This is a genomic window from Elusimicrobia bacterium HGW-Elusimicrobia-1, assembly GCA_002841695.1.
Lineage (GTDB): Bacteria > Elusimicrobiota > Endomicrobiia > PHAN01 > PHAN01 > PHAN01.
The window spans coordinates 216,708-239,941 of the sequence record PHAN01000002.1; the positions used below are offsets into that span (position 1 = coordinate 216,708).

At 49.1% G+C, this 23,234-nt stretch carries 23 protein-coding genes; all 23 read left to right on the plus strand.

What is annotated here, in order from left to right:
• Positions 1 to 80 precede the first annotated feature (80 nt).
• The gene (locus CVU77_01810; protein ID PKN02217.1) at positions 81 to 716 is read left to right on the plus strand and encodes an acetyltransferase; all 636 of its coding nucleotides are present in this window, start codon (positions 81 to 83) and stop codon (positions 714 to 716) included.
• Positions 713 to 1,567, plus strand: coding sequence for a hypothetical protein (locus CVU77_01815; GenBank protein PKN02183.1), 855 nt, complete (start codon positions 713 to 715; stop codon positions 1,565 to 1,567). The genes CVU77_01810 and CVU77_01815 overlap by 4 nt, the downstream gene beginning before the upstream one ends.
• Positions 1,564 to 2,919 carry a hypothetical protein gene (locus tag CVU77_01820; GenBank protein ID PKN02184.1) on the plus strand — a complete coding sequence of 452 codons (1,356 nt, stop codon included), beginning with the start codon at positions 1,564 to 1,566 and terminating at the stop codon, positions 2,917 to 2,919. Before CVU77_01815 ends, CVU77_01820 begins: the two co-directional genes overlap by 4 nt.
• Before the next feature lies 1 nt (position 2,920).
• Entirely contained in the window at positions 2,921 to 3,769 is an 849-nt protein-coding gene (locus CVU77_01825) for a polysaccharide deacetylase family protein (protein ID PKN02185.1), read from the plus strand.
• Positions 3,766 to 4,704: a hypothetical protein gene (locus tag CVU77_01830; protein PKN02186.1), complete on the plus strand. Its 939-nt coding sequence runs from the start codon at positions 3,766 to 3,768 to the stop codon at positions 4,702 to 4,704. Before CVU77_01825 ends, CVU77_01830 begins: the two co-directional genes overlap by 4 nt.
• 7 nt (positions 4,705 to 4,711) lie before the next feature.
• Complete coding sequence (locus CVU77_01835; GenBank protein ID PKN02187.1) at positions 4,712 to 5,971, plus strand: hypothetical protein; 1,260 nt, start codon at positions 4,712 to 4,714, stop codon at positions 5,969 to 5,971.
• A 5-nt stretch (positions 5,972 to 5,976) separates the two neighbouring features.
• Entirely contained in the window at positions 5,977 to 6,270 is a 294-nt protein-coding gene (locus CVU77_01840; protein PKN02188.1) for an acyl carrier protein, read from the plus strand.
• A complete protein-coding gene (locus tag CVU77_01845) occupies positions 6,270 to 6,980 on the plus strand; it encodes an oxidoreductase (protein ID PKN02189.1) in 711 nt (236 codons plus the stop codon). The genes CVU77_01840 and CVU77_01845 overlap by 1 nt, the downstream gene beginning before the upstream one ends.
• Before the next feature lie 10 nt (positions 6,981 to 6,990).
• Positions 6,991 to 8,016 carry a 3-oxoacyl-ACP synthase gene (locus tag CVU77_01850; protein PKN02190.1) on the plus strand — a complete coding sequence of 342 codons (1,026 nt, stop codon included), beginning with the start codon at positions 6,991 to 6,993 and terminating at the stop codon, positions 8,014 to 8,016.
• Positions 8,017 to 8,056: 40 nt separating this feature from the next.
• On the plus strand, positions 8,057 to 8,653 hold the full coding sequence (locus CVU77_01855; protein ID PKN02191.1) for a sugar transferase: 597 nt from the start codon (positions 8,057 to 8,059) through the stop codon (positions 8,651 to 8,653).
• A 9-nt stretch (positions 8,654 to 8,662) separates the two neighbouring features.
• Complete coding sequence (locus CVU77_01860) at positions 8,663 to 9,646, plus strand: acetoin dehydrogenase (protein ID PKN02192.1); 984 nt, start codon at positions 8,663 to 8,665, stop codon at positions 9,644 to 9,646.
• Positions 9,630 to 10,625: an alpha-ketoacid dehydrogenase subunit beta gene (locus CVU77_01865; GenBank protein PKN02193.1), complete on the plus strand. Its 996-nt coding sequence runs from the start codon at positions 9,630 to 9,632 to the stop codon at positions 10,623 to 10,625. Before CVU77_01860 ends, CVU77_01865 begins: the two co-directional genes overlap by 17 nt.
• 15 nt (positions 10,626 to 10,640) lie before the next feature.
• Positions 10,641 to 11,741, plus strand: coding sequence for a DegT/DnrJ/EryC1/StrS family aminotransferase (locus CVU77_01870; GenBank protein ID PKN02194.1), 1,101 nt, complete (start codon positions 10,641 to 10,643; stop codon positions 11,739 to 11,741).
• Positions 11,742 to 11,848: 107 nt separating this feature from the next.
• Complete coding sequence (locus CVU77_01875; protein PKN02195.1) at positions 11,849 to 12,706, plus strand: hypothetical protein; 858 nt, start codon at positions 11,849 to 11,851, stop codon at positions 12,704 to 12,706.
• Between the two features lie 67 nt (positions 12,707 to 12,773).
• Positions 12,774 to 13,769, plus strand: coding sequence for a hypothetical protein (locus CVU77_01880; protein PKN02196.1), 996 nt, complete (start codon positions 12,774 to 12,776; stop codon positions 13,767 to 13,769).
• Positions 13,770 to 13,788: 19 nt separating this feature from the next.
• Positions 13,789 to 15,204: a hypothetical protein gene (locus CVU77_01885; protein PKN02197.1), complete on the plus strand. Its 1,416-nt coding sequence runs from the start codon at positions 13,789 to 13,791 to the stop codon at positions 15,202 to 15,204.
• A gap of 26 nt (positions 15,205 to 15,230) precedes the next feature.
• Positions 15,231 to 16,316, plus strand: coding sequence for a hypothetical protein (locus CVU77_01890; protein PKN02198.1), 1,086 nt, complete (start codon positions 15,231 to 15,233; stop codon positions 16,314 to 16,316).
• A gap of 88 nt (positions 16,317 to 16,404) precedes the next feature.
• Positions 16,405 to 17,622, plus strand: coding sequence for a hypothetical protein (locus tag CVU77_01895; protein ID PKN02199.1), 1,218 nt, complete (start codon positions 16,405 to 16,407; stop codon positions 17,620 to 17,622).
• A gap of 4 nt (positions 17,623 to 17,626) precedes the next feature.
• Positions 17,627 to 17,881, plus strand: a complete 255-nt coding sequence (locus CVU77_01900) for a hypothetical protein (GenBank protein ID PKN02200.1) — start codon at positions 17,627 to 17,629, stop codon at positions 17,879 to 17,881.
• A complete protein-coding gene (locus tag CVU77_01905) occupies positions 17,878 to 19,773 on the plus strand; it encodes a nucleoside-diphosphate sugar epimerase (protein ID PKN02201.1) in 1,896 nt (631 codons plus the stop codon). The genes CVU77_01900 and CVU77_01905 overlap by 4 nt, the downstream gene beginning before the upstream one ends.
• Positions 19,763 to 20,968 (plus strand): hypothetical protein, encoded by a 1,206-nt coding sequence (locus CVU77_01910; protein PKN02202.1) that lies wholly within the window; start codon positions 19,763 to 19,765, stop codon positions 20,966 to 20,968. The genes CVU77_01905 and CVU77_01910 overlap by 11 nt, the downstream gene beginning before the upstream one ends.
• Positions 20,943 to 22,418 carry a hypothetical protein gene (locus CVU77_01915; protein PKN02203.1) on the plus strand — a complete coding sequence of 492 codons (1,476 nt, stop codon included), beginning with the start codon at positions 20,943 to 20,945 and terminating at the stop codon, positions 22,416 to 22,418. Before CVU77_01910 ends, CVU77_01915 begins: the two co-directional genes overlap by 26 nt.
• Positions 22,415 to 23,209, plus strand: coding sequence for a hypothetical protein (locus tag CVU77_01920; protein ID PKN02204.1), 795 nt, complete (start codon positions 22,415 to 22,417; stop codon positions 23,207 to 23,209). The genes CVU77_01915 and CVU77_01920 overlap by 4 nt, the downstream gene beginning before the upstream one ends.
• Positions 23,210 to 23,234 lie beyond the last annotated feature (25 nt).

A 23,234-nucleotide genomic window follows, 5' to 3' on the forward strand; every position in this document is an offset into this window, starting at 1 on the left:
TGTTGATAAAAGATATCTTGCGCTTTTTAAGAAATATTGCGCTAAAAACTCTCTGCCGGATACGCCATCGCGGGGTGTATATGGGTTGGGGCGTGCGCGTATCTTCCGCTACACGCTTCGAGGACCATTCGTACATTAATCACGGGTGCGATATCACGGATTCTTTCATCGGGCGTGGAACTTTTATCGCTCCGCGTTCAAGAATAAGCGGAGCCAAGGTGGGAAGATTCTGCTCAATAGGCCAAAATGTGCGCACTTGCGTAGGCAGGCACCCTTCGGAAAAATGGGTAAGCACCCACCCCGCATTTTTTTCCGATAAGAAACAGGCCGGTTTTACTTTCACACCGGCGAGCATGTTTGACGAGCATCTGTATGTAGATGATAAAAAACTATTCGTGGTCGAAATAGGCAATGACGTATGGATCGGAGACGATGTCATTATCTTCGACGGAATAACCATAGGCGACGGCGCGATAGTGGGAGCGGGGGCCGTGGTGACCAAAAACATTGAACCTTACGCCATAGTCGCGGGAGTGCCCGCCAAAAAGTTAAGAGACAGATACGATAACCCCGCGGACGCGGAATTTCTGCGCGCCTTCAGATGGTGGGACAAAGATACGGCATGGCTGAAATCCAATAGGGATTATTTCAAAGACATAAAACTTTTTACCGACAAATTCCGCAGCGTTGAAACCGATAATCGCCATAATATATGATAACAGTATTTTCCATACCAAAAGCTTTTGCCGGCGACGCGGCGACGGCGCAGTCGAATGCCATTGAAAGCTGGAAGCGCGCCGCTAAAAGCGGGGAAATAATAATCTTCGGCGACGACCCCGGCGCGGCCGATATCTGTCGAAAGCTCGATGTCAGGCATGAGCCGCGGATAGCCGTCAGCGAAGCAGGGACTCCGCTTGTATCCGCGGCTTTTGACACAGCCCAAAAAATCGCGCGGGGCGATATACTCGTTTACATCAATGCCGACATAGTTCTGATGCCGGACTTTGAAGCCGCCGTAAATAAAATAAATCTGAAATCATTTCTGGCGGTTGGCAGAAGAACCGATATGAGCATACCGCGCCCGCTGGATTTTTCCGACTCGGCATGGGCGCAAAAACTGATGTCCGACGCCCGCCTGAAAGGCCGGTTGCACGGATATTCGGGAATCGACTATTTTATTTTCAGACGCGATTTTCGTCACGGGATGCCTCCGTTCGCGGTAGGCCGCCCGGGCTGGGACAACTGGCTTTTGTACAGGGCAAAGGAAACGGGCGTGCCCATAGTCGACGCTTCGGCGGCGATTTTAGCAGTCCATCAGGATCACGACTTGAAACATACCGGCTTAAATCCGTCAAAACGCGACGTATGGCCCGAAAGCAGAAAGAATTTTGAACTCGCCGGCCTTGCAAATATGATGTCAATACGCAACGCCGATTTGCTTTTATCGGCCGACGGTATCGCACGCAGAGGGCTGACAGGGAGAATATTTATGAGTATGCTGGAATCCCGCCCGGGCAGGGCGATACTGGCGGCAAGAAGAAAAATCTCTATGGTAATCAACCGATGAAAATAGACCTGAAAAAAACAGATATTTCCGTTATAGTGCTTGGCCTGCTCATTCTGGCAGTATGCCTGTCACCGCGGTTCCCGCTGCCTTTTTATATACCTTCCCGCACCATCGACATTCGCGCGGAAGATATCATGCTTTTGGCGTTGTTGTTTTTTTGGGGCAGAAAAATTCTGCGCCCTCATGCCCATATATATCTCACTCCGATATATAAGCCGTTTTTTCTTTATATTGCCGTCGCTGCGTCCACCACCGGAATCGCGCTTTTTTTAAACCCCGAAGCGGGACACATATTAAGAACTTTTCTATACTTCGGCAAGGAACTGCAGTTTTTTGTACTTTTTTTCCTTGCCGCCAACATTGTAAACAGCGATGAGCATCTTGAAATTTTGCTTAAGTTCTTCGTCGGCGGAGTTTTTATAAATACCCTGTGGCTGTGGATACAAATACTGACGCGCAAATACGGGCCTCTTTTTATCGTAACAATTCCGGAAGGGGCGTACCATCATCCCAGAAGATTTTCGTTGTACGGCCCCTGTCTCATAGGCGAATCGGGAGCTTTCCACGTGGCCCTGTTTTTCGCTTTTGCATCCTACCTGTTCTACGCATTTTTTTTTCTGGCTCCGCGCAGACCTGAGAGAAAGTTCTTTCTTGCGGCGGGGATATTGTCGACAATTATGAGCGTTATGTCGGGCGAGAAAATATCTCTGGTACTCTTCGCGGTAGGCATTGTCATTATCATCAGCTTGCAATTATCAAAAAAGATTATGTTGAAGATAGCCGCCTCCGGAGTTGCTGTCGTATTGGCTCTTCAGTTGCTTGAAAATATCTTGGTAAAGTTTATATCGCCCGCCATAGCGCGGGTATTCGGGTTTCAGGCGTATTATCTGGCGATACAGCTCAATAGATTAGACATATGGAAAGATTTTGTTCAATATATCAGTGATAATTTCTGGATAGGATTCGGTAAAGGCCAGATACTGTATCCTGGTTACGAGTCGATAGTATTCGGGGAAGTCCATAACAGCTATCTAAAAATGATAATGGAAACCGGCATATTCGGAATGATTGCGTTCATAATGGTTCTGATAATTGCCGCAAGTATGTGCAGGGCTGTTTTAAAACACCCAAACAGTACGGATTTGGGTCGAGTTACGGCCGCGACGGCATACGCCATGCTCGCCGGAATAAGCGTCACCGCTCTGGTGCAGGATGCTTTTAAGACCATTATGCCCAACGAGATTCTTTGGATTTTTCTGGGTCTGACCGCGGCAGTTTATAAAATAACGACATCGCGATATAACCCGCCGGCGGAAGCGCCGGAAATATATCAAGGACGAACTAACAATTAAAATGACCGGGCCGGCGAATATTCTTACTTTCGATATCGAGGGGTTCATCGAGGCGTCGCACGACTCCTTCGACGTGCCCGAGCGATATATTTCCGCGGAATCCGAAAGAAAGGAAATAGAGGTCAACACCACGGCTATACTGGAGTTGTTGCGGCGCCACAACCAGAAGGCGACTTTCTTCATTTTAGGACGAATAGCCGGAGATATGCCCTCACTGGTGCGAAAAATAGCCGGCGAAGGACACGAGGTGGCATGTCACGGTCTAATCCATCGCCGTATCCATAAGTTCGATAAAATTGCCTGCCGCCGAATGATAAGCGACGCCAAAAATATGCTCGAAGATGTTTCCGGACGGCAAGTAGTAGGATTCCGTGCGCCCGACTTCTCTATAACAAAAACCAATCTATGGGCTTTTGACATACTCCGCGAGTCGGGTTTTTTATACGACTCCAGCGTTTACCCGATAGATTTCCACGATGTCTACGGCGTCGGCGGATTCACAAGGGCGCCGTTCCGAATGCAGAACGGCCTCGTTGAGATTCCAATGTCAACCGCGCACATCCTCGGCAAAAATATTCCCTTCGGCGGAGGCGGTTATTTGCGCCTTTACCCGTTTGCGCTGACCAAATTCCTGTTCTCCCGACTGAACACCGAAGGACTGCCGGGAGTGGTGTATCTTCATCCGTTTGAAATGGGCGATGTCGTGACTCGCATAAGAGAAATATCAAATATAAGAAAATTCAGAACTTACTACGGAATATCCTCGGTAAAGAAAAAACTTTCGAATCTGTTGCGCAATTTCTCTTTCACCACCGCGGAAGATTACCTTAAAATGCGTTCGCTCGAATGAACTATCTGTTTAAAACCACTAACCAACTGACCGACGGTGAGAAGAAATGCGTCCGCGATTTGCATTACGAAGTTTTCGGCAAAGTATTTGACCCCGCGGATTTTGAAAAAAAATATTCTCTGACGGCAAAAGGATACTCCTATCACGGTCTTATGATAGACGGCTCCGGCGTAGTCGGGTTTTACGCCGCCGTGCCGTATAGATACGAATTCTTTGGCAAAGAGTTCATATTTGCGTTGGCCGTGGACGGAATGATACACCCTGAATACAGAAAATTAGACCCACTCGGCTATAAAAAAATGACATCTCCGGTTTACGAAAATCTCAGGGCGAACGATATCCCTTTCATATTTTGCTTTCCGAACGACAGCGCCTATCTGTATACAAAAAAGGTGCTGGGCTGGAGAGATATCGGCGCACTCGATTTTTATTTGTTTCCCGCCGGGATTGCAGCCAAACCCGCCGATTTTTTGGCAGGATGGCTGCACCGCGCCGCGTCTATGTTCGGAGTGTCAAAACTTCGGCGCGTCGTCAGAAACGCGGGAATAAAAAAGATTGCGGATAATATTTTTATGGAACACAGATACGGAACAGGGTATCGGACCGTTAATTTGCCCGACGGCACCGAGTTTATTTACAGGATGTGCCGTGAACTAAGCAGATTCGATGTGGCCTTCATTATAGACATTCGACCGGCAGACGGCAAAAATATACAAGGCGCGGTTTCATCTATTATAAAAAATGAAAAAAATGCCGCTGCCGTGGCCTATATCGGGAAACTGGGATCTCCTCCGCCCAACCTTATAAAACTGCCGCGCTCGTTGGAACCGAAAAAAATCAGGATGATCGGAAAATTGCTCGGCGGCGCGCTCGACGACAGGATTTTTGATATAGACAACTGGGAAGTGAATTTATCGAACTTCGACGTACGCTGAATCCGCCATGAAAAACAAACTTAACGTATGGCTGTTGAAAATCTCCGAGCCTCTGCCGTTGAGACCCGATGTTAAACTCATGCGCACCGGAATCCTCGCGCAAAAACTTGCCGACAGGGGACATACTGTTACGTGGTGGACAAGCGCCTTCGGCCATTCCAAAAAAGAGTGGGTCCGCGATTTCGACAAAAATTCCGAACTATCCGTTTCCGAAAACTATAAAATAACCGGTCTGCGGGGCTGCGGATACTCCAAAAATTTTTCCGTACGCAGATATATAGACCATGAGATGGTAGCGCAAAGGTTCGCGGCTGAGGCGCAAAAGCGCGCGCCGCCTGACATAGTAGTCGCTTCCATGCCCTCTCATAACTTGGCTTTTTCCGCCGCGTCGTACGCGAACAGGCGCGGAATTCCGTTCATAGTCGACATAAGGGATCCATGGCCGGATGCGTTTCTGTTTCATTTGCCGGTTCCGCTTCAGCCCGTCGCGAGGGTCGTGCTGTACCGCGACTTCAAAATATTGAAAAATGCCCTTAGAATGGCCGGTGCAATGACAGCGGTTTCCGGCACCCTGCTTGCTTGGGGACTTTCACGCGTGCCGCGCGTAAGAACGCCTGCGGACATGGTATTTCCGTTGGGCTATCAGAAAATAAAAATTCGCGATTATTCAAAAATCGAATGTAAGTTCGCCGGACTTAAAAAAATACTGAATGAAAAGTTCATAGTGCTTTACATAGGTGCGCTTTCCGGAAAATATCACGATCCTTCCATACTTATAAGCGCGGCAAAAATTTTGAGAGACACTCAGGGAATTCACTTTATAATCGGAGGCGACGGCGAATTGGCTCCGTCCCTGAAAAAAGAGGCCGCCGCGCTCGACAATATAACTTTTACCGGATGGCTTAATCACGAAGAGATGGAATATTTCTTGTCTATGGCCAAAGTCGGCATGTGTCCCGCAGTCAGGACTGTAAACAACACAAGCAACAAGATATACGCTTATCTCTCCGCGGGCCTGCCCATAGTATCTTCCTTCGCGGGGGATGCCAAAAAGCTTGTCGAAGAGCGAAAAGCGGGATTTTACTGCCCTCCGCGCGACGTGGAAAGCATGTTGAGCGGCATTCGAAACCTGTATCGAGACAAAAATATGTATAATAATATGTCGGAAGCCGCCTTGCTCAGTTATAAAGAAATGTTCGACGCCGACAAGATCTACGCCGATTACTCGGATTACATCGAGGCGATGGCGGCAAAAAAGGAGGTGTAACGCCGGTGAGGGGAAAAATAATCGGGTTGATATATAATGCCGTTGCAGAGATGAATCGCGAACTTCCGGATGACCAAAAGCTCCCTCTTAAAGAAGATACGCCTCTGGCCGGGGGCTCGCTGGATTCTCTTGGTTTCGTGGACATGATAGTACGCGTGGAACAGGCAATACATAAGGAATTCGGCAAGGCCGTAACGCTCGCCGGAGACGATATTATGACACGCCAAGACGGACCGTTCTCCAATATCGGATCTCTGGCGGATCACATAGACAGTATCCTGTCCGGAAGGCAAAACTGATGTCCGAACCCCGTGTGGCGCTCGTGGCCGGTGCGTCAAGAAGCATAGGCAGAAGGATTGTGGAGCGCTATCTCAGTTCAGGGGAAACATTCCGCGTGGCCGGTTGCAGTCGCACACCATCGGATATATCCAATCCCGGATATAAACATTTTATTGCTGATATCGCCGACGAAAACTCCGTTAAACTGATGTTCGCCGACATCCACAGGGAATACGGCCGGTTGGACATTCTGATAAACTGCGCCGGACTCCAGTCCATAGGCGGCGCTCTGCTGACTTCGGATGACACCCTGCGAAAAATTCTTGACGTTAATGTCAGGGGCGCCTTTCTTCTGTGCCGCGAGGCGTCAAAACTCATGAAGATAAACCGTTATGGCAGAATAGTAAACTTCTCAAGCGCCGCCGTACCTCTTTGCAGTGCAGGCAGCGCCGTTTACGGAGCATCCAAGGCGGCGGTCGAACAATTTACAAAAGTGCTGGCCAAAGAAATTTACGGATACGGCATAACGGCAAACGTTCTGAGACTTTCCATCGTCGCAGAATCCGGAATGGCCGCTAACATAAGCCCGGCGGCAACCGAAGAAACTCTGAAAAAAACCGTCACCGGTAAATTGATAAACTTCACCGATATATGCGAAGCCGTGGACTTTATGATTTCAGAAAAAAGCGGACAACTCACCGCTCAAACCATAGGTCTGGGCGGAATATAACCGAATTTCTATGGCATCCAACCGCGTTAAGATAGAAGCGATAGAATACTACCTGCCGCAAAAAGTCGTGACAAACGACGACATCAAAGCTGAAAATCCTTCATGGAATGTCAAATTGTTGGAGGAGAGAACCGGTGTGCGCCAAAGGCATATATCCTCCGACAACGAAACGGCGCTGGATCTGGCATTGACGGCGTGTAAACAACTTTTCAAGTCCGTTCCGGATGCGGCCGCAAGGATTGACGGATTGATATTCTGTACGGAAAGCGAGGATTACATACTGCCTCCGAACTGCTGCATGCTCCATAAGATGCTGGACCTTCCGGAAAATGTCTTTGCCTTCGACTACAATCTGGCATGCTCGGGATTTATTTACGGTTTAGCTTTGGCCCGAGGTCTTGTTATTTCAGGGCAGGCAAAAAATATTCTGCTGATAAATGCCGATACGTATTCCAAGTACATAAACAAGCAGGACCGCGCCACAAGAATACTCTTCGGCGACGGCGCGGCCGTCACGCTGATAACTGCCGCCGGTGAAAATGATGAAAGCGGCATTCTGGACATACAGTGTGCGACTTCGGGCAAGGGATACGATAAACTGATCATACCGTCTGGCGGAAACCGCATGCCAAAAACGCCGGAAACCTCCAAGCCACTCACGGATAAAAGCGGCAATACAAGGACATTGGAAAATATCTACATGGATGGTATGGGCATTCTGTCGTTCGTAAATTCCAGAGTCCCGTCCCAGGTATCGGAGGTGCTCAACCGGAACGGTTTGAGCGCTGACCGGATAGACATGTTCATATTTCATCAGGCAAGCGCGATGGCGCTCGACTCTCTGGAAAGAATTATGGGGATACCGTCGCAGAAATCATTCAGAAACATAGGCGAAGCCGGAAACACGGTGGGTGCGACCATACCGATTTGTCTTAAAAACGCTCTCGACGCGAACAGAATCATCTCAGGGAACACCGTAGTACTGAGCGGCTTCGGCGTAGGTTTGTCTTGGGGAACCGCGCTGGTCAAAATTTAGACAACGATTGTGCGCCTGTCCACTGTTATCGGAGAAAAAAATGCTGAAAAGAACTTTTGATATAATATTTTCTTTTATCGGACTTATCGCGCTTTCGCCCGCATTCGCTTTAGCGGCGATCTTGATAAAAAAAGAGGACGGCGGGCCGGTTTTTTATCCGGGAATCCGCACCGGCAAAGACGGAATTAAATTCAAAATGTACAAGTTCCGCTCGATGGTCGTCAACGCCGACAAAATCGGTGGGCCGTCGACGGCGGGCGACGACCCGCGGCTTCTTAAAACCGGTAAAATCTTAAGAAAATATAAGCTCGATGAACTACCCCAGTTGATAAACGTTCTTAAAGGGGAAATGTCTTTTGTCGGCCCCCGCCCGGAAGTGCCGCACTATACCGATATGTTCACCGGCGAAGAAAAGCGGATACTCGGCGTAAAGCCGGGCATAACCGACCGGGCGTCTTTGTGGAACTCCGACGAGGGTTCGATTCTGGCCGGCAGCCCCGACCCGGAAAAAACGTACATGGAAAAAATCTGGCCCGAAAAGAAGCGGCTTCAACTCAAATACGTCGACGAGCGTTCTTTTTCCGGCGACATCAAAATAATATTTCTTACGCTGGTCAAAATAATAAAACGTTCTTGATATTGTCCGATGAGAAAATACGACAAAAAATTTCTGACGGCTCTTTACCGCTCGATGCTCCGCATACGTCTTTGCGAGGAGAGTTTCGTCGGACCCATACTTCGCGGCGAAATCAAATGTCCCGTCCATCTTTGCACGGGGCAGGAGGCCGTATCCGCCGGCGTGGGCGCCGCCCTTAAAAAATCCGACATCGTTTTCGGAAACCACCGCTCTCACGGACATTATCTGGCCAAAGGCGGATGTATGGACGCCATGGTGGCCGAGGTCTACGGAAAATCGTCCGGCTGCGCGCGGGGGCGCGGCGGTTCGATGCATCTGGTTGCGCCCGAAGTCAATTTCCTGGGCGCCGCGCCGATAGTGGGCGGCACCATTTCCCTTGCGACGGGCGCCGCGCTCGCTTCAAAAATCAAGAATGACAAAAGCGCCGCCGTGAGTTTCTTCGGCGACGGCGCCACGGGCGAGGGCGCGCTCTACGAATCCGCAAACCTGGCCGCGCTCATGAAACTCCCCATACTCTTCGTCTGCGAAAATAATCTTTACGCCACGCATATGCCGATACTCGACTGCCGTCCGTCGACGGCCATAGCGCCGGCCTTCGGCCGGATGCTGCCGTTTTCCAAAAGCGTCGACGGCAACGACGTTCTGGCGGTTTACGAATCCGCCCGCGAAGCGCTCGACGGATGCCGCGCGGGGCGCGGCCCGGCATTCATAGAATACCGCACGTACCGTATGCGCGGACACGTCGGCCCCGACGACAACATACAGGGCTGTCACACCGACATCAGGCCGCAGTCGGAAATCGCCGCATGGGCGCGCAAAGATCCTCTCGATCGGTTTGAAAAATACCTGCTTGCGCGCAAAATATTGACCGCAAAAGAAATTGACGGCCTGAAACGCTCCGTCGCGGCCGAGGTCTTAATGTCTCACACCCGCGCCCGCGCAAACGCGCTGCCCGGGAAAGCCGAACTCAAACGCTATGTCTTCGCGGAATAAAAAACTTACCTACTCTCTTGCGATAAACGACGCGCTTCACGTGATGATGTCGCGCGACAGACGGGTATTTCTCGTCGGACAAGGCGTAAAAAGTCCGTGGTACGTCGGCAATACCGCGCGCGGTCTCCTTGAAAGATTCGGCGCGGGCCGCGTGATAGACACGCCGGTTTCCGAAAACGCCGTAACCGGCGCAGCCGTCGGAGCGGCGATAGCCGGAATGCGCCCCGTCGTGGTGCATCCGAGAATGGATTTTATGATGTACGCGCTCGATCCCATAGCCAACGAAGCCGCCAACTGGCGGTATATGTCGGGCGGCCGAATAGGCGCTCCCGTAGTGATATGGGGAATAATCAATCGCGGCGGGGAACAGGCCGCCCAGCACTCGCAGGCGCTGCACGCGACATACGCGCATTTTCCGGGATTAAAAGTCGTGATGCCCGCCACGCCGCGCGACGCCAAAGGCCTTATGATTTCCGCGATAGAAGACCCCGACCCCGTCGTCTTCATCGACGACAGATGGCTTTATTCCGAGGAAGAAAACGTGCCGGCGGGACTTTTCCGCGTGCCCATAGGAAAGGCCGCGGTGAGGCGGCGCGGAAAAGACGTCACCATAGCGGCGGTGTCCTACATGGCGCGCGAGGCCGTCGCGGCGGGAAAAGAACTCGCCGACGAACACGGCATATCGGCGGAAATAATAGACATCCGCACGGTAAAACCGCTCGACAAAAAAACGATTCTTGCCTCGACGGCCAAAACCGGACGTCTGGTAGTCGCCGACGCGGGCTGGCGCAGTTTCGGAACAGCATCGGAGATAATTGCTTCAGTCGCCGAAAGCGGCATACGCCTTAAAACTCCTCCGATGCGCGTGGCCATAGACGACGTTCCCGCTCCGGCGGCATCGACACTTGAAAAAATCTATTATCCGTCTTCAAAAGACATAGTCAGCGCCGCTCTTGCGTCAGTAAAAAAGAAAAAGTAAGGAGACACCACGACAATGCCGATGAAAGTACGTTTCGTCAATTATCCCAAACAGTACGCTTCGCTAAAAAAAGAGTTCGACGGAGTTTTTGAAGAAATAATGTCCAAGGGCGATTTCATACTTCGCTCCCACATGGAGAACTTTGAAAAACACATCGCCGAATATCTGGGTGTTAAGCACGCCAGAGGCGTAAATACCGGAACCGACGCGCTGTATCTTCTGGCTCAGGCGCTTTTTAAGCCCGGAGACGAAGTGATCACCGTAGCCCACACTTTCGTGGCCACGGTGGGCTCCATAGTCCAGTGCGGCGCAAAACCGGTTCTCGTCGACATAAGAGACGATTTCAACATAGACCCCGACAAAATCGAAGCGGCCATAACTCCCAAAACCCGAGGTATAATACCCGTTCATCTCAACGGCCACGCCTGCGAAATGGACAAAATAATGGCCATCGCCGCAAAACATAATCTCGTCGTGATTGAAGACGCCGCTCAGGCGCTGGGTGCCAAATATAAAGGCAAATCCTGCGCGTCTTTCGGCAAAGCCGGCATATTCAGTTTTTATCCGGCTAAAATGCTCGGCACCGCCGGCGACGGCGGAATGGCAGTCACTTCCGACGACAATCTGGCGCGCAAGATAACCGCTTTCCGCGACAACGGCAGAGTGGATTCCGTCGAAATCATAGAATGTTTCGGATGGTGCACGCGGCTGGATAATTTGCACGCTGCGCTTCTGGATATGAAGTTCAAATATTTCGACAAGTGGGTGTCACGCCGCCGCGAAATCGCCGCTTTTTACGACGAGGCATTAAAAGGCGTCGGCGACGTGGCCGCGCACCCGCGATCGGGCGCGGATTATTTCGACGTCTACCAGAATTACGTCGTCAGGACGAAAAAACGCGACGAACTCGTCAAACATCTGCGCGCTAACGGCGTCGAAGTCCTTGTGTCGTGGCCGCGGCCGCTCCACAAGCAGAAAGACCTCGGTCTGGCGCATTTCAATTTGCCCGTAACCGAAAAAGTTTCCGCGGAAGTAATATCCCTGCCGATGTATCCGGAACTTGAAAACGACGAAGCATCTTACGTCGTAGAGACGATAAAAAGATTTTTCAGTTAACTCATAGGCGTCCGGTTTATACTGTTTATCGGCCATATCGGGGCGGGCGGGGCAAAAGAAAGTTTGCCGAATCCGGAATAATCGAGACAGTCATCGCGAGGTAAAACATGGTAAGCATAGTCATTCCTGTCTACAACGAAGAGGCGACCGTTGAGAAAGTTTTACGCGAGATTGAGTCCGCCATGCGACAAACTCAATTCGATTACGAAATAATCATAGTAGACGATGCCTCCGTCGACCGCTCAAAGGAAATCATAAAGAACTGCGATGTTAAAGTCAAACTTTACGAGAACTCTTCCAACAGGGGTTACGGCGCCTCCATAAAAACCGGCATAGCCAACGCAATCTATGATCTGATACTTATTGTGGATGCCGACGGAACATATCCGATATCCGACATACAAACACTGTTGAAAGAATCCGCGAATCACGACATGGTCGTAGGGTCGCGCACCGGACAGAATGTGGTATCCCATCCTCTCAGAAAAATAGCCAAATGGTTTATCAGGAAACTGGCGATATTGCTGACCGGCACCAACATACCGGATCTCAACTCGGGTTTCAGGGTTATGAAAAAATCGGTGGCTGAAAAATTCATCCACCTTCTGCCTGACGGTTTTTCTCTTACTTCCACCATCACGGTCGCTATGTTAACCAATAAATATTCGGTAAAATATATACCCGTAGATTATTACTCCCGCAAAGGAAAATCCAAAATAAGCCCGATAAACGACACACTGAACTTCATCCAGCTGATTATACGGATGGTGCTGTATTTCGACCCCCTGAAGATTTTTATACCGTTAAGCCTGTTTTTGGTGCTGCTGGCCACATCCGTCTTTTTTATCAGCTGGCTGCTGTTCGGCCTTATAATGAACGTAACTGTCGGCATCATAATGATGACGGCAGTCGCCGTAATGTCCATCGGCATGCTGGCGGACCTGATAGACAAAAGATTGCGCTGATACGACCGCTGCAAAAGCATTTTTCCTTTTGGGCCCGCCCGGCACATTTGTCCGTTAAATTAAAACAATGCGTTCCGATATGGAAAACAGTTTGATTTCCGTCATTATAGCCGCAGGCAGGCCGAATATAAATGAAACGTTGGAATCCGTCATTGAACAGACCATACCGCGCAAAAACTACGAAATAATAGTCGTAAGTGAGCGCGCCGAACTTGAATCTTCGATAAAGCCCCCAATGATTTTCGTAAAAACTCAAACTGCAAATCCGGCGATAAAACGGAATAAAGGCGTTCTATCGTCTAATGGTAACATATTGGCATTCATAGACGATGACGCCATAGCCCCCTATAATTGGCTCGAACAAGGACGGCGCGTACTTATAAATAATCCGGATTATTGCGGAGCGGGCGGACCGAATCTACTGCCTGTAAACGCCTCGCGCGGCGAACGATTGACGGATTTAGTGCTGAATTTTCCGCTTTTAGGAAGCGGCCATACCGGGTATTCATCTGAAAGCGGCACAAGAAAAGCCAAACTCGGAGAGATACATTTGTGCAATTTGTTTGTGTTCAAATCTATTTTTGAAATTGTCGGGGGTTTTAACGAATATATCGGATACGGCGGCGAGGATACCGAATTTGTATACCAGGCAAAAAAAAGGACCCGCAAGGATTTTCTTTATTCGTCCGATGTATTTGTGCGCCACCATAGAAGGCAATTCGGATGGGCTTATATAAAACAAAGATTCAAACTGAGAACCAACAACGGCAGGTTGACATTGGCATATCCGGCTCTTTATACCCGCAATTTAATGTTTTCCATGATTATCACAGCCATTTGCGCTTTCTTTTTAGCGCTGGTGATTGATCCCGTTATCATACCTGTTGCGCTATTAATCTATATCGTTCCTGTTTCCGTATACGTCATTGTCAAACACAGAGATTTTTTTCCGGTTTTGGTTTTGGCGCTGTTGGCGCACCATATAAGTTATGCCGCCGGTATATTTTACGGTTTGCTGGCGGGAGCAGTTGAGTTCAAAAAAACATTACGTATCAGAAGATAGCGGACATTAATCTGACAATATGAAAGTTTTATTGATAAACCCTCCGACAAAAAATATCATATCATCCATTCTTCCTCGGGGTCTCGAGGAAGAAAGGGGGTATAACCCTCCGTTGGGACTTCTGTATATCGCGGCTTATCTAAAACAACATACCGCACATGAAGTCGAAGTTTTGGACTCTCAGGCGGAGGAACTGAGCTACGACGAACTCAAAAACGCCGTTATTGCCCGTAGCCCCGACGTAGCGGGTATAACGACTTTGACTTTTACTCTGATAGACGTCCTTAAACTGTCAAAAATCGTCAAGGAGATAAATCCGTCCATCAAAGTCGTACTGGGAGGTCCCCACGTAAACATTTATCCCGATGAAACCATAATGCTCCCCAATGTGGATTTTTTAATATTGGGAGAGGGGGAGATAGTTTTCGCCGAATTCCTCGAACATATGGATAACATCGAAGAACTGCGCAAGATAAAAGGCGTGGTTTTTAAGCGTAACGGTCAAATAATCAATACGGGAACAAGAGAACTCATAGAAAATCTGAATCTACTGCCGTTCCCTGCAAGGCATTTGACCCCTTACACAAAATATAGATCCGTACTATCCGGCCGGGACACTGTTATAACGACCATGATTACCAGCAGAGGGTGTCCTTATAAGTGCACTTTTTGCAATCGCGAGCATCTGGGTAAAAGATTCAGAGCCAGGAGCCCCGAAAATGTGGTCGATGAAATGGCGGAGTGCGCCGCGATGGGCATTAAGGAGCTACTGGTTTACGACGATACTTTTACACTCAATAGGGCCAGAGTCATCAGTATTTGCGACGAGATTATAAAAAGAAAGCTGTATATCGCATGGGATATACGCACACGTATCGACGTCGTGGACGAAGAAATGCTTAAAAAAATGAAACAAGCCAATTGTAAAAGGGTGCATTACGGAGTTGAGGCCGGCACGGATCAAATCCTTGCCAAATTGGGCAAAGGCATAACCGTGGCGCAAACAAAAAAGATTTTTGCCATGACAAAAAAAGTGGGCATCTCCACGCTGGCTTATTTTATGATAGGCGCGCCGCAAGAAACGAGAGCGGATGTCCGGCAAACTATGGAACTGGCAAAACAGCTGGATCCCGATTATGTCCACTTTTCCATATTGATACCGTTCCCGTCGACACCGATATATCTTGAAGGTTTAAGAGCCGGTATTTTCAAGGAAGACCACTGGAAACAGTTTGCGGCGGATCCGCAACCCGGTTTCAAGCCGAAGTATTGGGAGGAAAATCTGCGCAGCGATGAATTATGCGAACTGCTGAAAACCGCCTATAAAAGTTTTTACTACAGGCCTTCATATGTACTCAAAAGAATCGCGGAGGTACGATCCCTCGGCGAGTTACGCTCAAAAATTGCGGGAGCGTTAAAAGTACTTAAACTATAACACGAAAAACCGCCGCCACAATAAATATGTCGAATCTGATTGCAGACAATATCAGGTATATTTTCAACAAAAGTCGTATGTTGCCGATTTACCTGGTTTTTGGAGTAACCTATCGCTGCAACGCCAAATGCCGCACTTGTTTCAACTGGCAGCACTTGAATAATTCAGGGGAAACGTCAAAAGAATTGACCTTGGATGAAATAGAAGCAATCGCCAAAAGTATGGGGAAACTCGTATGGCTTTTATTTACCGGCGGCGAGCCGTATTTGCGACGGGACCTTGATAAGATAGCCGAAATTTTTTATACCCGCAATAAAGTAAAAAATATAACTATTCCCACCAATGCGCTTTTGACCGAACCCATAATTGAAACAACATCCAAAATTCTCGAAGCGTGCCCCAAAGCCAAAGTTGTCGTGTCTTTGGCCTTGGACGATATCGGCGAAAAGCACGATATTATAAGAGGTGTCCCGGGAAACTTTACGGCATTGCTTAAAACATATGCCGAGCTGGCAAAACTCAGAAATGCTTATAAGAATCTATCGGTAAATCTAAATACCGTAATAACAAATCAAAATGTCGGGCGTATAGAAACAATAATAGATTATGTGAAAACCAATATGCCGGATGTTGATTTTCACGGATTCGAATTAATCAGGGGCGAGCCAAAGGATTCCGGGCTGGTTCCGCCGTCCATAGAGGAATATCAAGCGGCGCTTGTCCACATTAAAAAATATTGGAAATCCTATAAATTTTATAATATGCCTTTATCTAAACTCCTGAAAGGCGCCAAAATACTTGCCCGCGATATAGAGTTGCAAACTATTCGCGAACAGCGGCAGGTTATCCCGTGCTACGCAGGTTCAATCAGCGGAGTTATAGACCCCGACGGAAACGTGAGATTATGCGAGTTACTGCCGGCAGTGGGGAATTTGTACGACGCCGGCCTGGATTTTTCCAAAGTATGGTTCTCAGGGGAAGCCGACAAGTACCGCCGGGCCATCGGGCGAAAAGAGTGTTTCTGCACACATTCTTGTTTTATATCGTCCAGCTTACTGTTTAATCCTATGATATATCCAAAATTATTCGGATATATGGCCAGATATTATTAGACAGCGCCGCGTATCGGGAACATCCGTACTCTGCGCTGATAGAAACCTGCGATACTGTATAACTTAAAAATTCGAGAGGCCAAAAAATATGAACAACGAAACCGCGGACAAAAGAAATTTTATAAGCGCCGTAATGGCAAAAATCTCCGCGTGCGACCCTGTATATCCGCTGTCGTTCATAGCGGTTATACTCGTACAAACATTATTATTCCTGAAAACCGGCCCGCACCCCTCCACGGATTTCATGGTTGTATACGAACCCGCGGCTTATGATTTATTATCATGGCTGAAGCACGGAAACACGCCTTCGTTGGCCTGGGGATATTTGTTTTTTCACTATTTTTACGTGATATACATAGCCGCCATTTACGCGATTTTCGGGGCGGGCAACCGCGCGGCGCTGGCTATAATACAAATAATATTTTTCTCTGTCTCGGTTCCGGTGGTATATGCCACCCTCAAAAAATATCTTACCTTCAAATATATCGCCGTATTTTTCACTTTTCTATATGTGGTATTTTTTGACAACGTACATTTGGCGTCCTATCTCGTAGTGGATCATCTCTATAAGGCATCGTTTATAATAGGATATGCGCTGATAATACATTTCTACGCGGAGAATAAATCGGCGCTTTTCGCATTTTCCCTCATAGTGTCTTCAATCGTACTCATGTTTTTGCGGATTGACACACTTTTTTTGTTTTTACCTCTGTACATAATGGCCGCCAAACTATTCTTATGGCGCGAAAAAGCGAATAAAAAAGCAATTGCCGTTTTCTGCGCCGTCGCGGCGGGAACGGCGGTATTGTTTATGGCAAGAGGCGGCGGAAAGGTTCTGGCTTCCGTAACCGATTTGCTGTCCGGATGGTTCCAAAACGGCGACGTTATTGTCGGGCTCGGATTTCGCATACCGGGGGTTACTTACATAGAAGATTTCGACGCTTCCAGAGGGGGAGATATAATTTACCTTTTCGCGCGTATATCCAAATTATTTGTATTGAGGGTATATCACTTTCTGAATATATGGCCTATATTCTGGTCGCGAGGCCACAAGTTATATTATGCTCTGCATATGTCTCTGATTTATTCGCTGGCCGCAATGGGAATATGGCGCGCCTTTAAGGAAAGAAACATCTTTTTTAAGACCTCATCTTATGTTATACTTATGTCCGTCATAATGCACGGTTTAACGAGGGTCGACAGCGCATTGAGGACTATGTATACGCCCTTAGCCATACTTATAATGTTAGCCGCCTACGGGCTGGACGGAACGGCAAAACGTTTTTTATCGACTCAAAAGGAATAAAACGATGCCCGATAATCAAGATTATACCGCCGTAACCGAAGTCACCGGCTACAACGTCACCTCGGAACAAATTCAGAGGATGTATACCCGATACCGTTTCGCTTCCGAATTTTGCAAGGACAAAGACGTCCTTGAAGTCGCTTGCGGGAGCGGGCAGTGGCTTGGCTATCTGGCCGAATATACCCCGCTGGCCGCGATAACCGCCGTGGCGCCGGTTACGTCGTACAAAGTGATATTCTGCGTCGGCCAAAAAAAATGAGAACAAATTCTACGTTTCTCGCAATGCTAAATAAATACCGGCGGGCGGCCGTCGTGTCTCTTCACATATTTTTTATAATAATTTCCTATTTGGCGGCCTTTTACATAAGGTTCGAATTTTCCTTTCCTTCCAGATACTGGCAAGTAGTTTTCAGAACCATCCCCCTGCTTCTTTTCATCAAACTGCTGTATTTCCATTTCTTCGGATTGTTCGGCGGATTGTGGCGCTATGCCTCGATAAGCGACTTGTGGAGAATAATCTGGGGAAATATACTTTCATCTCTGACATTCGTAATCGCAGTAGCGAATTACCACGGTTTTCTGGGTTTTCCGCGTTCGGTGATAATGATAGATTTTTTTATCTGTTCGGCTCTCGTATCCGGCGTGCGCCTGACAAGCAGAATGCTCAGAGAACGGGGGAAAATAGATCTTTCTTCCGATAAGAAAAAGGTAGTGATAGTCGGCGCCGGCGACGCGGGCATTTCAATATTGAGAGAATGCCGCAATAACCCGCATATAGATTACGAAATAGTTGGCTTCATTGACGACGACCCCTTAAAAAAAGGTCATCACATATACGGAGTCAAGGTACACGGCGGACGCGCGGAGATACCGCGGCTCGTAGAGATACTCGAAGCCGACGAAATAATACTGGCTATACCCTCGGCAAAAGGTTCGGCCATCCGCGAGATACTGGCTTATTGCGAATCCACAAAAGCCGGAATAAAGATAGTGCCGGGGATGGACAAAATAATATCGGGAGCGATGGAACTCAAGCCCCGAAGCGTGCGTCCCGATGATTTGCTCGGCAGAAAGCCGGTGTCCGTAAACGAATCCGAAATAAGAAATTGTCTTTCGGGAAAAAGAGTTCTTGTGACCGGCGCGGGCGGGTCGATAGGCAGCGAACTTGCAAGACAAATATCGCGCTTCAATCCGGAAAATCTCATACTTCTGGACAACCACGAGAATTACCTCTACTATCTCGGAGTGGAATTTGCGACTAAAAATCCGGGGCTGAAGTTCAAAAGCGTCATCGCCGATATCAAAGACGTAAGGGCCCTGGTTCATATATTCAGAGAGTTTGAGCCACACGCCGTTTTTCACGCAGCGGCTCACAAACACGTGCCTCTTATGGAAGAAAATCCTGCGGCGGCCATCAAAAATAACATCATCGGCACGCGCAATCTGATATACGCCGCGCATCACTATAAAACGGAAAGATTCGTACTGATTTCGACGGACAAGGCGGTAAATCCCGCCAATGTAATGGGCGCCACAAAAAGAATCGCGGAGATGATACTTCAGGCCAAAGCCCTCCGGAGCGAAACAAGATTTATGGCCGTGAGATTCGGCAATGTGCTGGGCTCGACGGGCAGCGTGATACCGCTTTTCAAGAAACAGATAGAGGAGGGGGGGCCGGTCACCGTGACGCATCCGGAAGTGAAAAGATATTTTATGAGCATACCCGAAGCCGCGCGGCTGGTTTTGCAGGCGGGCGCGTTGGGCAAGGGCGGAGAAATATTCGTGCTGGATATGGGCGAACAAATAAAGATTGTGGAAATCGCCCGGAATCTCATAGCCCTTTCCGGACTAAAGCCCGATAAAGACATACAGATAATATTCACCGGACTTCGTCCCGGCGAAAAACTCTACGAGGAAATTCTGCTCGACAAAGAAAAAAGCGCGGTCACAAAACACAATATGATTTTCGTGTCGCAGGCGGCAGAATTCGACTTGCGGAAAATACGCCGCGACGTCGACGAACTCAAAATTATGGCCGAGCGGGCCAAAGACAAAGCCATCATAGCCAAATTCAGAGAAATGATACCAGGTTATACCGGCGGCGAACTGACCGGAGACGGAACTGCGGGTCGCAAAACGGATGTCAAATAAAATCGCGGCAAACGCCTCCGGCGTCTTTTTCCTGGCTTTCTTTATCACGGCTGTCTTCATTCCGCATCCGGAATTGCCGGATGCCGTCAAAATATTCGGTATACCGTTGCACTATCTTCTGTTGGGGGGATTCTCGGTCGCGGCATTTACCGTATCTTTTGCGTCAAAACCGCGGCTCGGTTTATTTGACCTTACCCTTGCCGGCCTCTCGGCCGCTTTTATCCTGAGCATATTATTCGGCGAAGGCGAAACGCAAAACGCGGCCAAAGTATTGGCCGGCTTCATTCTCAAAGGCGTTCTGCCGGCCGCGACGGCGGCGCGACTGTCCGGCGACTTTGACGAGCGGAAAATACTTCGATGTCTGGTATTTGTGGCGGGAGGCGCGGCGGCGCTGTCATTTCCGATGCTGTTGGGATACTGGTCAATAATGCGACTGCCGTTAAACTATGCGCCGGTGGGAAACCCGCTGCCTACCGCGGCATTCCTTCTGATGTTTTTACCCGCGGCCATAGACAGTACACTGTTTAAGAGCCGGACACTGCGATATATCATCTCCATAACGGCAACAGCCGCGATATTTTTGTCTTTTTCAAGAGGCGGATGGAGCGCCGCGCTGCTGGCCGTCGGCGTCTTCGCGGCTTTTTCTCCCGCAATAACGCTCAAATCGAAAAAAAGATTTTTCGCCGTGACCGCCGCCGCATTAGTGTCGGCGGTGACCGTCATACTGCTGGTCGCGCCCGACAATCTGCCGGTGGGCAAGTTCAGGCCGTCATATGTCGCGGAATCGGGTTCTCTGACACACAGATTGGGGGCTTACTCTTCGACGGCAAAAATATTCTCCGCAAGGCCGGTTTTCGGGGTCGGTTTCGGCAATTACAGAATTTATCACGAACAATATCTGTCATCCGGAATGGATCTGCGCACCGACACGCCGGATAATATGTATCTGCGGATTTTATGCGATACGGGATTAACGGGCGCTCTGGCTTTCTTTGCGTTTACGTTTTACTGGATGCGAAAATTTTGGAAAAATCGGCAAGACAATACCGTGCTGGCGATTTTCTGCGGGCTGGCGGGGTTTCTTGTCAATCAACTGACGGCCGATTTGATGCTCTGGCAGGCGCCACAGGCGGCCTACTGGACTTTATTGGGATTAGGAGCCGGAATCATTGGAACTCGCGGCAAGAACGGGTAGAAACCTTTTTTATAAATTGGCGGGCGAGGGGGCGTCGCGCGTTTTCGCTTTTCTTTTTTACATAATGGCCGCCCGCGCCCTCGGCGCGGACGACTTCGGCAAATATTCTTTTGCCTACTCGTTTACGGTTCTTTTGATAATGTTCGCCGACTTGGGGCTAAACCATATTCTTGTGCGCGATGTCGCCGGGGATAAGTCGCTCTTTCCCAAGTATTTCGGAAACGCCAACGCAATAAAACTCTTTCTTGCCGCAGTATCGGTAGCCGCTATATACGTAATAAACATAGTCACCGGTTATTCGCGTGTATACGGGAATCTAATAGTTCTAATGGGGGTAGTCGCCGTCGGCACGGCGTGGGTGGAATACATTGTTTATATATTCAACGCCTTCGAGAAAATGCACTATGAAGCGTTCCTTAAAACACTCAACAGGAGCATACTTCTGGTTTTCGGCTATGCTGCCATAAAAATGGGGGCCAGAGTCGAGGGATTTCTTGTCTCGATGATAGCTGCCTACGCCGTCAGCGCGACTGCGGGATTCGTTATGGTCGCGCGCAAAATTCACAAGCCGATTTTATCTTTCGATCCGAAGTTCGCTTACCGCTTCATTTCGGATTCGATGCCGATATTTCTTAGTATCGTATTTCTTTTGGCGTATCACCACGCCGGCATCGTAATGCTTTCCATTTACGGAATTCCCGAGGCGAATATAGCCCTCTACTCCGTAACCCTCAAAATTCTTGAAGTGCTCTCAATCGCGTCCTTAATGTTCGCCACTGCGTCCCTGCCGGTGCTCTCGGATTTCTTCAATCGCTCGCGCGAGTTGTTTCTCGACGGATACCGCCGCACGCTCAAGTTCGCGTTTTTCGCCGGTGCGCTCGGCGCGGCGCTCACATCGGTAATGGCCGAAAAATTTATAGTCGTCCTGTTCGGCGCGGAATTCGCGGGAGCGGCAAGGGCGCTCTCGGTTGCCGCGTGGGTCTTCATATTTATGTTCGCCAATCATGCGATAATGCAGGCATTCATAATTTTAAGAATACAGCAAATCAACATATATACCTCGGCGGCGGCGCTGGCCGTAAACATACCTCTTAATATGCTTCTGATACCCCGATACGGCTTTATGGGTGTGGCCTACGCCGTTGTGGCCACGGAGGCGCTCCTGTTCTTTATGAACGCGTGGATTTCATTCGCTCTTAAAATACGTTCCGGCCTCATCAGAAGTATATGGCGGCTGGCTGTGCCGGCCGGGGTGGTTGCGGCTCTGACTTTCGGAAACCGCATGCCCGCGGGCTGGACGGGGATTCCCGCAACACTTTTAATATTCGCGGCGGGTATACTTATTATGCGGCCTTTCGACGCCGGGGACAGGGAATACGCCGCAAAAATGTTTTCAATCTCCGGCATAATTACGGATATTTTCGCCGGAGCCGGAGGAAAATCGCGGTGAACAATCCCGACAATAAATATCCCGCCGGAAGAAAGCCCATCAATGCCGAACGTTTTGTCGCCGCGCTGGCCGGATTATATTCTGCGGATCGCCGTATCGCAACCGCGCCCGGTTCCATATTCATGCGGGATCACGAAGATAAAATAAGCGACTCCGCGGGCTATTCGCAATGGCTGAGCGCGCTTCTGGATTTTCTTAAATCCGAACTCTCTGTGCCGCGCTTGCGAATACTTGATATGGGTTGCGGCACGGGGGAACTGACGGTTCGGATGAATCTGCTCGGCTATGAAGCCGTCGGCGCGGATATACACGCCGAACGCCTCGGTCTCGCCCGCCTATTGGCCGAAGAAAACGGGCTCCCCGCCGCCACATTCGAACTTCTGTACCCGTCGGCGGGGCGACTTCCGTTCAAAGATAAAACCTTTGATGTCGTGACTATGTTTTCCGTGCTGGAACATATGGACGACGCTGCCGTCGGAAATTTGGCCGGCGAAATCGCCAGAATATGCCGCGGCGTCGTCTTCGTGCTGGTGCCCAATAAAATCAAGAAAGCCGACGACCACACCGGCCTTTGGTTCGTGCCGCTTATGCCGGACGCGATAGCCAAAACTTACGTCAATCTTCGCGGCGGAAAATACAGGTATTATATTTCTTTATCGGGTGGATGGGATGTCAGATACAGGACGTGGTCGGGAATCAAAAACTTTTTGATCCTCATTTCGAGGCGTGCTTCATCCCCGCAAAGTTTATGTTTCCGCGCGGACAGGATTTTTTCTTCGGAAAAAAAATAAAGACAAAATGCGGCGAGATAAAACT